Source organism: Candidatus Igneacidithiobacillus taiwanensis, assembly GCF_031962545.1.
In the GTDB taxonomy this organism is placed as follows: domain Bacteria; phylum Pseudomonadota; class Gammaproteobacteria; order Acidithiobacillales; family Acidithiobacillaceae; genus Igneacidithiobacillus; species Igneacidithiobacillus taiwanensis.
On record NZ_JAVRKK010000230.1, the window covers coordinates 1 to 2,317 of the forward strand.

Here is a 2,317-nt window from a genome sequence, read left to right on the forward strand (position 1 = left end):
CCGAACGGCCACACCATCGACTCGGACAGAAACCACCGCTATCCTTCCTCCTCCAACATCTACCACAGTGCCAAAGGTGGTGGACGCATACAGGCACTTGCCCTACCCAACGCGCGCACGTATAGTTGGCCAACGCTTGACTAGGGCGAGGGTACTATGCTGAAGGTGAACATGTACGAGGCGAAGACCCAGCTCTCCAAACTCGTAGAGCGTGCGCTGGCCGGCGAAACCGTGCTCATCGCCAAGGCTGGGGTGCCGGTAGTGCGTCTTGTCCCTACCTCTATCGAAAACCGGCAGCGTCGCCCGGGTCTGCTCGAAGGGAAAATTCGTATGGCGCCAGATTTTGACCAAAGCAGCGAGGAGATTTTGGCGGAGTTCGAGAACTGGTGAGCCATCTGTTGCTGGACACGCGCGCGTTTCTTTGGTGGCTGGCAAATGATGCTGCGCTTGGGGAGCGTGCTCGTGCCGAAATTGCTCGGGTCGAAAATCCTGTCTTTGTCTCTGCCGCGAGTTTTTGGGAAATTGGCATCAAACGAGCCATGGGGAAATTGGAGGCTCCCGAAAATCTGCAAGACGTTTTGTTGGAGGCCAGTTTTTTGGGTCTTCCGATACAGATAGCGCATGCGGAGCTGGCGGGACGACTACCCCTGCATCATCGGGATCCTTTTGATCGCATGCTGGTCGCACAGGCGATCGTGGAGGGCTTACAGTTGGTTACCGCCGACCATCAATTAACCGCATACGGTATTCCTATTCTCGATGCCCACTCCTGATCCGAAAAACACCCCCCTCTGCGCGTGTGGCTGGAGCTGCGCCTGATCCTCGTGGGGCATATTGGCTGGGATTACGAGCAGGCCCTCGATGCCATGATCCCTTGGGTGGAGGAGGGTAGTCTTTTTCTCCTGCAGAATGTGCCGAGCGATAACCTGCGCCTGCTCTTTCGCCAAGCCCTGGTGACGGTTTGCCCGAGTGTGGGCGAGGGCTTTGATTTTTCCGGCATCGAGGCAATGCGCTGCGCGGGAGTGACGGTGGCCTCGGATATCCCGGTACACCGCGAGGTGTATGGCGATGCCACCCGCTACTTCGACCCCTACGATACGGCGAGCCTCGTGGCCGCCCTGCGCCCGCTTCTTTACGGTCCTGAGGTCGAGGCCCAACGCGAGGCCCTGCGGCGCCAGGGGGTAGCGCACAGCGAGCGCTACCTGCCCGAACGCATCCTCCCGCAGTGGGAAGACTTTTTGCGGCGGGTGGCGGCCAAAACCTAGGCCATTACCAACAGAGCTGGGTGCTGTAGGTTCTCGGCGTGAGCGCTGCCGGTATCGGTGCAGATTGGCAGAATAGACAATGCAGGAAAGTGGCGCGCGATACTGGATTCGAACCAGTGACCTTTGGCTTCGGAGGCCAGCTGTGATAGTTAACTCTGATCACCATTGATAGACGTAAAGTGATATAAAACAGCATGCTACAGCCATCCATCCTGACGCATCCCTGTTCTTTAAAAACATATAAGGTCACTTGTCGCAACTTTACATCCGGTCAGAATGAGAAAATTTTATATTTTCAATATATGACCATAAGCCGTTTTGACTACCATCATTACGGCGCCACATGAAAGCTATCAAAATACCCTGTTTTCTTGTTATTAGTGCGTGAAAAACTCACCAAGTAAATCTATTGAATCCCGCTCCCGCAAAATTAAAGGAGGCATTTTAGGTTATTTGCATTCTGAGGTTGGAAATCAGAGAGTTCCCAGCCCAATCCGACCGGGTACCAAGGTTGGAATAAGCATCTTGGGGTCAAATCAACAACAATTAGTTGGTACTGGGCATCATCTGGCTATGCCTGCTTAAGACTGATTGCGGCCATTCAGCGACAGAGAGCCAATGACATCATCCGCTGCAGAACTGACACCCGGCAAGTGCTCCTCTAACGAACTCCTACCCTGGAACTGGATCAATCCAACCCCAGCATGAACTAAGAACCCACCGCTAGGTGGGTTATCTAGACGCTTACCCTCTAACTGCAGAAATGGATCGGTTACTGCCCATTTATCACGTAGGACAATGAAGACAATACCCATCCGCTAACCAAGGCTGAACACCTCATTCAACTCCGCATTGTTCATATTCCCGATCCACTGCTCACCCGTCCCGACAGTCAGGTTAGCCAGATCGCGCTTGGTCCGCATCATCTCGTTAATGCGCTCCTCAAAGGTGGCGCGGGTGATGAGCCGATGCACCTGGACGTTCCGTTGCTGGCCGATCCGGTAGGCTCGATCCGTGGCTTGCGCCTCCACGGCCGGGTTCCACCAAAGGTC

General features: G+C 54.6%; 3 protein-coding genes and 1 pseudogene. 3 read left to right on the plus strand and 1 reads right to left on the minus strand.

Going from position 1 to position 2,317, the window contains the following annotated elements; translation table 11 throughout:
• The first annotated feature begins 156 nt into the window (after positions 1-156).
• Genes RTI30_RS14105 through RTI30_RS14115 form a run of 3 tightly spaced genes read left to right on the plus strand, consistent with a single transcriptional unit; the run spans position 157 to position 1,265 of the window.
• Positions 157-390: a type II toxin-antitoxin system prevent-host-death family antitoxin gene (locus RTI30_RS14105; protein WP_312284131.1), complete on the plus strand. Its 234-nt coding sequence runs from the start codon at positions 157-159 to the stop codon at positions 388-390.
• Positions 387-773, plus strand: coding sequence for a type II toxin-antitoxin system VapC family toxin (locus tag RTI30_RS14110; protein ID WP_312284132.1), 387 nt, complete (start codon positions 387-389; stop codon positions 771-773). The genes RTI30_RS14105 and RTI30_RS14110 overlap by 4 nt, the downstream gene beginning before the upstream one ends.
• 24 nt (positions 774-797) lie before the next feature.
• Positions 798-1,265: a glycosyltransferase gene (locus RTI30_RS14115; RefSeq protein ID WP_312284133.1), complete on the plus strand. Its 468-nt coding sequence runs from the start codon at positions 798-800 to the stop codon at positions 1,263-1,265.
• An 818-nt stretch (positions 1,266-2,083) separates the two neighbouring features.
• Here RTI30_RS14115 and RTI30_RS14120 read toward each other — a convergent pair.
• Positions 2,084-2,317: pseudogene (locus RTI30_RS14120) on the minus strand (ATP-dependent helicase); the annotation flags it as partial.